Consider the following 7,234-nt stretch of genomic DNA (forward strand, 5'->3'; position numbering starts at 1 on the left):
TGTAAGGCTTAGACATGAAAAACCTCTATGAACTCATTAGCCCTATTCTATGCCAAGCTAAACGTTTTTAGCTATAGATTGCTGCGCCGGCAGTTCATCCAAGTAAATTCGCCGCACCCGCCAGTAGGTTAAATATTCAGCCATGTTGGGAATCTCTCGCTCCGTACGCCGGTTGGGATACAGCACCAAGACTTGCCAGGAATGCCGTGGTTGATATTGCAGTAAATAAGTTGCCAATTCACCCTGTAAACGGTAGTAAAATCTGGCATCTGGTTGCATCTGCGCTTCAATCACAATCAGGGGTAAATTTTCATCGCTTGTTTCTGGTAGTAACAGACCGTCTAAGCGAAACCCAAATTCCTTGAGTTCAACTGATTGAAATTGATAAGGGACAGTAGGTACAGGCAAGCCCAACAACTCAAAGGCCAAATTAGGAGCTAGTTGGAACAGCTTGTAAAAGAGATTGTCACTACGCATGGAAAAAGCGTATTGGTTGTCACCCGTTGTCGTCAATGGCCGGAGTAAACTATAAACAACTCTCAAACTCCGCCAATTTCAAGCGCGGTTTGCCAATGTGGCTACAATAGTAAAAGGCATTCCCCCTTGGAAGTGACCATGTCCGACGACTTCCAACAGCAGGTTTTGAATGAACTCCGCAACCTTAACAATCGGCTTGACGCTGAGTTGGGGCAAATCAATGCTCGGTTGGATGCGGAGTTAGGTCGGATTAACGAGCGACTGGATAGGGAACTGGGCCAGATCAATGAGCGATTAGATAGAGAGCTGGGTCAGATCAACGAGCGACTAGATAGAGAACTGGGTCAGATCAACAGCCGGTTGGATGCCGAATTGAGTCGCGTTAATAGCCGGCTCGACCGCTTGGAAGGGGATGTGCGGGAGTTGAAAAGTGAACTGCGGGAGTTGCGTGTCGAATTCAACGCCTATCAGAAAGGGTTAGATGGCATGGTGCGCATGGCCAATACCATCATCATCGCCACTGCTAGCGTTATCGTCCTGGGTAATCTTGTGCCATCGGTCCTCAACTTCGTGGGTCAAACTGCGAACCTGACAACTCGCTAGCAGCAATTCCTGTCCTTTCCCACACCAGAGTGTCAAAATGGGAAGCAGAGCGTGACTTCACCGGCAGATAAAGCGCAATGACTTCTGTGACAACTGCTGTACAAAGTTATTACCGAACCTGGCAGGGGTGGCGTACGCACTGGGTGCAGGCGGGACAACAGGGACCAGCCATTGTCCTAATTCACGGGTTTGGGGCATCTACCGACCACTGGCGCTACAATATTCCCGATTTGGCGCGGGATCACCGGGTGTGGGCGGTGGATTTGCTAGGGTTTGGCCGCTCGGAAAAACCGCCGGTAGACTATACGGGCGAATTGTGGCGCGAGCAATTGCGGGATTTTGTGAGCGATGTGATTCAAGAACCGGTGTTTCTGGTGGGGAATTCCCTAGGGGGTTACGCAGCCTTGTGCTTTGGTGTAGATTGCCCCGAATGGACGCGGGGGGTGGCTTTGCTTAATTGCGCGGGGCCAGTAGGCAGCGACAGTATTCGTCCGAACCCCATCCGCCGTTTCCTGTTCAGCTTGCCGGGGGTGGTGGATGTCGCCAGTGCTGGTTTGTTTCTCTACATGCGCAACCGCCGGGTGATTCGCCAGATTTTGCACCAGGTTTATAAAGACCCCACCCACGTGGACGATGCTTTGGTCGAGAGCATTTACCGACCGGCTTGGGACAAAGGAGCGTTTGGTGTATTTCGGGCTGTGTTCAAATCGCCGCCCGGTCGCCGTTTAGACCAGCTTTTTGCCCAGTTGACTCGCCCTTTGCTTTTGATGTGGGGAACCGCCGACCCGTGGATGACAGTGGCGCGGGCGAAACGGTGTAATGCATTTGCTCCCTATGCGCAGGTGGAATGGCTGGATGCCGGGCATTGCCCCCACGATGAACGCCCGGATTTGGTCAATCCACTGGTGCGTCGCTGGTGCCAATCCGTCGCAGGATGACGCTGGAGCGGGGATTCGCCAGGTAGCGGGGGGTGGTGATGCGGGGGCCATTGGGGTTCAACGGTTCCTGGAGATAGGTATCTAGTAACCGCCGCCAGACACCGGGGGGCAACGTGAATTCCAAGCATTCCCAGTAACTATTGAGAATGACGTACAGGTGCTCGCCAGCGCTGGGATAAACCATTTCAAACGCCAGAGCGTGACTGTTGAATTCCCAACCCTGTTTCCCCAGTTCCGTCCCATGCCAGACAATGTGGGGATGGGTCACCCCTGGCGGCACCGGATAGGGTTCGACTTGCAAGCGCGTGCGCTCTTGGAACAGGTACAGGGATTGCATCCAGTTCAGTAGCTTTTGCCAGAAGACCAGCATATCCCGGTGGCGGTGCACCAAGCGCCAGTCGAACCAACTGATATCGTTGTCCTGGCAATAGGCGTTGTTGTTGCCCCGCTGGGTGCGCCGGACTTCATCCCCCATCAGAATCATCGGCGTCCCCTGGGAAATCGCCAGAATGACCAAGAAGTTTTTGATTTGCCGGTTCCGTAGCGCTTCAACCTCCAGGTTATCTGTCGGGCCTTCCACGCCGCAGTTCCAACTGTAGTTGTCATTGGTGCCGTCCCGGTTGTCCTCGCCGTTGGCCTCGTTGTGCTTGGCGTTGTAGGACACCAGGTCATTCATCGTAAACCCGTCGTGGCAGGTGATGAAATTGATGGTGCGGTTAGGAATATCGTGGGGTTCGGCGTACAGGTCAGGGCTACCCAAAATGCGCATCGCTACCCGGCCCAACATGCCCCCATCCCCCCGGACAAACCGGCGCACATCATCCCGAAACAGCCCATTCCACTCGGCAAATCGCTCCCCGATAAACGACCCCACCTGGTACAAACCAGCGGCATCCCAGGCTTCGGCAATGATCTTAGTGCCCGCCAGCACTGGGTCGGACTCAATCAACCAGGGCAGGGGTGGGTCGGCTAGGGGCGAACCCGTTTTACTGCGCGAGAGAATGGCCGCCAAATCAAACCGGAACCCGTCCACATGCATCACATCTACCCAGTAGCGCAGACAGTCCAAAATCAACCGGCTGACCACCTCGTGATTGGCCTTGACCGTGTTGCCGCAGCCGCTGTAGTTGCTGTAGTAGGCGGGGTTGTCCGGCTCCAGGATGTAATACGTCTGGTTATCAATGCCGCGAAACGACAGCGTGGGTCCCGTGTGGTCGCCCTCAGCCGTATGGTTAAACACCACATCCAAAATCACTTCAATCCCCGCCCGGTGCAAGGCCTTGACCATGTCCCGAAACTCATTGAGCGGCCCAAACAGCGATTGGTCGGAACTGTAGGCGCGGTGGGGGGCAAAAAACGCCAGCGTGCTATAACCCCAGTAATTCTTCAACCCCGGCGGCGCGTCCTGTTCATCAAACTGATGAATCGGCAACAGTTCCACCGCCGTGACCCCCAGCGCCTTCAGGTAAGGGATTTTTTCGATGAGGCCCGCATAGGTTCCCCGCTTCTTCTCCGGCACTCCCGAACTAGGATGCGCCGTAAACCCCTTGACGTGCATCTCGTAAATCACGGTACGGGCGTAGGGAATTTCCAGCGGCACATCCCCTTCCCAGTCGTAATCGCTGGGGTCCACCACCACACCCCGCAGGGCATAGGCGCAGTTATCCCCTGGACGGCGGGCCGCTTCCCGGTCGTAGCGTTCCCAATTCACCACCAGCCGCGCGTAGGGGTCCAGCAATACCTTACTCCCGTCAAAGCGATGGCCCTGTTCTGGCGCGTAAGGACCATAGATCCGGTAAGCATACACTTGGCCGTGCCCAATACCCGTGACAAACACATGCCAGTAATAGCCTGTGCGGTGATAGGGGGGCGTCAAGGAAATGACATGGGCGGGACGGGGGTCGTCCGGTCGGTCAAACAGGAGTAACTCCACTCGCTGGGCGTGCTTGGAGTACAGGCAAAAATTGACCCCTTGCGGCGTGACTGTCGCTCCCAGTGGAAAACTCCGTCCCCGCTGTACCGTCAACATTGGCTCCCAGGCCCGATTCATCAAACTTCATCAAAGTCATCAAACATTATCGAGCGATGGGCGTTGGGGGATGAGCCACTTCGGCAAAAGATTTAACAAATGCCCACCGGAGCGATTTTCTATACTGAAATCCAGATGCCGCCACCGCTATGATTGCCGTTATTTACGCCGACGACTATCTCCAGCACCAGGTAGGCTACGGTCATCCCGAACGTCCGGCGCGGCTGACGGCCATTGTCCAAGCCTTACAAAACGTTCCCTGGCGCGACCAGATTCGCTGGTTGTCTCCCAATGCCGACCGACCAATTGATGCCTACCTGCGCTGGGTGCATACACCGGAGTACTTGGAGGCTCTCGCCCACCTGTGCGCCAAAGGGGGGGGCTGGTTGGATACGGACACGCCGGTTAGCCCCCAGAGTGAACGGGTCGCGCGCCTGGCGGTGCAAGGTTGGCTCGACGGAGTAGATTGGGTGTTAGACCAGCATGAGCCAGTGTTTGTGGCCGCCCGTCCGCCTGGTCATCACGCGCTTCCCGACCAGGGCATGGGGTTTTGTCTTTTTGCGAATGCCGCCATCAGTGCGCTCTATGCGTTGCGAGTGCGGGGCCTAGCGCGCGTGGCCATCCTGGACTGGGATGTCCATCATGGCAATGGCACCCAACTACTCGTGGAATCGTTGCCCCAAATTGCCTTTTGCTCGATTCACCAGGCCCCCTTTTATCCCGGCACCGGCCATCCCCACGAAAAAGGCTGTTGTAACAACGTGCTGAATTTACCGGTACGGGCTGGCAGCGATTTTTCCCACTACGCCAAGTTGTTCGAGCAACAGGTGTTGCCCTTTTTCCAGTCGTTTGCTCCCGATTTACTCATTGTCAGCGCCGGTTACGACGCTTTGGCCGCCGACCCGCTGGCCCAGATCAATTTGCACCCCAAAGACTACGGCACATTCACCCGCTGGCTGCGGACCCTGGGTTGCCCGCTGATGTTTGGCCTGGAGGGGGGTTATCATTTAGACGCCCTGGCCCAAGCCGTGGTCGCCACCCTGAGCGCCTGTCTTAACTGAGAAAAATTATTACAAGATGTTAAGGTCTGTGCCTAGATGTGACCGACCTGTCGCACAATAAATGCCGGAGAAAACCGCATTTGGTTCTGTTTCGGGTGAAGTAGGATCAAGTGCGGTTCCCCTGATAAGATCATCACTGCTGGGCACTCAGGTTTTGAGTTGTCCGCTTGACAAACCGACATACCCTCTGGAGTAGGTTCATGAGTATTGTCACTAAATCCATCGTGAATGCGGATGCCGAAGCCCGTTACCTCAGCCCCGGTGAACTCGACCGGATCAAGAGCTTTGTGGCTTCGGGCGAAAGGCGGCTGCGGATTGCCCAAATTCTGGCCGACAACCGGGAGCGGATCGTGAAGGAAGCCGGACAGCAATTGTTCCAGAAGCGGCCTGATGTGGTCTCTCCTGGGGGCAATGCCTACGGCGAAGAGATGACCGCCACCTGCCTGCGGGATTTGGACTACTACCTGCGGCTGGTGACTTACGGCATCGTGGCCGGGGATGTGACGCCGATTGAAGAAATCGGTTTGGTAGGGGTCAAGGAAATGTACAACTCCTTGGGAACGCCCATCTCGGCGATGGCCGAAGGCATCCGGTGCATGAAGAACGTGGCCAGCTCCCTGCTGTCGGGCGAAGACGCCATGGAGGCCGGTTTCTACTTCGACTACATCATCAGCGCCATGCAGTAGTGGCGCACTCTTGTTCAACCGTTGAGAGGATATCAACCATGCAAGATGCAATTACGGCGGTGATTAATGCTGCGGACGTGCAGGGCAAGTACCTGGACAGCAGCGCCATTGAAAAGCTGAAAAAGTACTTCCAGACCGGTGAACTGCGGGTGCGGGCGGCAGCAACGATTGCAGCTAATGCTGCCACTATTATCAAAGAAGCGGTGGCCAAGTCGTTGCTGTACTCGGACATCACCCGTCCCGGCGGCAACATGTACACCACCCGGCGTTATGCGGCCTGCATCCGGGATTTGGACTACTACCTGCGTTATGCCACCTACGCAATGCTGGCGGGCGATCCTTCCATCCTGGACGAGCGGGTGCTCAACGGGTTGAAGGAAACCTACAACTCCTTGGGCGTGCCGATTGGGGCGACCATCCAAGCCATCCAAGCGATGAAGGAAGTCACTGCCAGCCTGGTGGGTCCTGACGCGGGCAAGGAAATGGCGGTGTACTTTGACTATATCTGTTCCGGTTTGAGCTAAATTCCTCCTGGTGGGGGGTTGACAGGTGGCTATGGTGTTGTCGCCTGGTGACCTCCCACTTTTGCCCTTTAGTGGAGACGATTCACTATGCGGATGTTCAAAATTACGGCCTGTGTCCCTAGTCAAACCCGGATTCGCACCCAGCGCGAATTGCAAAACACCTACTTTACCAAGTTAGTGCCCTACGATAGCTGGTTCAAAGAGCAACAACGGATTCAAAAAATGGGTGGCAAAATTATCAAGGTGGAGCTGGCGACTGGCCGCCCTGGCATCAATACAGGTTTGAGCTAAGCCTTTCTACTTGACAACTTCAATGTTTACATTGCGGCCCCAGAGATGGGGTTGTTTTTTTATACGACACAGATTTCTATAGCTAAGCCGTTTAAGATTGTTATATATGGTCCATTTCAGATAAAAATGAAACAACTTATTCGGTGTAAGCTAGAGTAGAAGTTGCGGAGAAGATGAAAGATGTCCTACAGTCTGGATTTAAGGAGAAAAGTCTATTACAGCTAAAAACGTTTAGTCGGGCGTAGAATAAGGCTTATAGGTTACGGAGCGATGTCTAAGCCTTACAGCACAGACTTACGTCAGAAAGCCATTGAAGCGGTCGTGGGGGGGTGCGACACTGGTCGAAGTGAGCCAGATGTTCAACATCGGGTATCGCACGTTACAACGCTGGCTCAAACAATGGTCTGAAACTGGTTACCAAAAGGGGCATAGTCATGAATTTCGCAAGTTTGTCGAGGCAAATCCCAGTCTGACCCAAAAGGAAATGGCGGCGATCTGGGGTGTGAGCAGTATGACAATTTGTAGAGCACTCAAAAAGATAGGCTATATTCTCCTACCAAGAACAAGATGAGCAGGAGCGACAGGCGTATCTAGAGAGAATGAAGGATGTGAAGCCGGAAGAAGT

8 protein-coding genes are annotated in these 7,234 nt (G+C 54.5%); 6 read left to right on the forward strand and 2 right to left on the reverse strand.

Annotated features, from left to right (window positions below):
- Window positions 1-57: 57 nt before the first annotated feature.
- Window positions 58-477 carry an Rpn family recombination-promoting nuclease/putative transposase gene (locus NZ705_12185; GenBank protein ID MCS7293702.1) on the reverse strand — a complete coding sequence of 140 codons (420 nt, stop codon included), beginning with the start codon at window positions 475-477 and terminating at the stop codon, window positions 58-60.
- Between the two features lie 138 nt (window positions 478-615).
- Between NZ705_12185 and NZ705_12190 the strand changes: the two genes are divergently transcribed.
- Entirely contained in the window at window positions 616-1,080 is a 465-nt protein-coding gene (locus NZ705_12190) for an apolipoprotein A1/A4/E family protein (GenBank protein MCS7293703.1), read from the forward strand.
- Window positions 1,081-1,157: 77 nt separating this feature from the next.
- Window positions 1,158-2,018 (forward strand): alpha/beta fold hydrolase, encoded by an 861-nt coding sequence (locus tag NZ705_12195; protein ID MCS7293704.1) that lies wholly within the window; start codon window positions 1,158-1,160, stop codon window positions 2,016-2,018.
- On the opposite strand, the gene glgX is transcribed toward NZ705_12195, so the two are convergent.
- Complete coding sequence (gene glgX, locus NZ705_12200; GenBank protein MCS7293705.1) at window positions 1,975-4,047, reverse strand: glycogen debranching protein GlgX; 2,073 nt, start codon at window positions 4,045-4,047, stop codon at window positions 1,975-1,977. The genes NZ705_12195 and glgX overlap by 44 nt on opposite strands.
- Window positions 4,048-4,196: 149 nt before the next feature.
- Here glgX and NZ705_12205 point away from each other — a divergent pair, with 149 nt between their 5' ends.
- From NZ705_12205 to NZ705_12220, 4 genes are all read left to right on the forward strand, one after another.
- Window positions 4,197-5,108 (forward strand): histone deacetylase, encoded by a 912-nt coding sequence (locus tag NZ705_12205; protein ID MCS7293706.1) that lies wholly within the window; start codon window positions 4,197-4,199, stop codon window positions 5,106-5,108.
- Between the two features lie 200 nt (window positions 5,109-5,308).
- A complete protein-coding gene (gene apcA, locus NZ705_12210) occupies window positions 5,309-5,794 on the forward strand; it encodes an allophycocyanin subunit alpha (protein ID MCS7293707.1) in 486 nt (161 codons plus the stop codon).
- 38 nt (window positions 5,795-5,832) lie between these two features.
- Entirely contained in the window at window positions 5,833-6,318 is a 486-nt protein-coding gene (gene apcB, locus NZ705_12215; protein MCS7293708.1) for an allophycocyanin subunit beta, read from the forward strand.
- 87 nt (window positions 6,319-6,405) lie between these two features.
- The gene (locus NZ705_12220; GenBank protein MCS7293709.1) at window positions 6,406-6,609 is read left to right on the forward strand and encodes a phycobilisome linker polypeptide; all 204 of its coding nucleotides are present in this window, start codon (window positions 6,406-6,408) and stop codon (window positions 6,607-6,609) included.
- Window positions 6,610-7,234 lie beyond the last annotated feature (625 nt).

It is taken from the genome of Gloeomargarita sp. SKYB120, from assembly GCA_025062155.1.
In the GTDB taxonomy this organism is placed as follows: Bacteria; Cyanobacteriota; Cyanobacteriia; order Gloeomargaritales; family Gloeomargaritaceae; genus Gloeomargarita.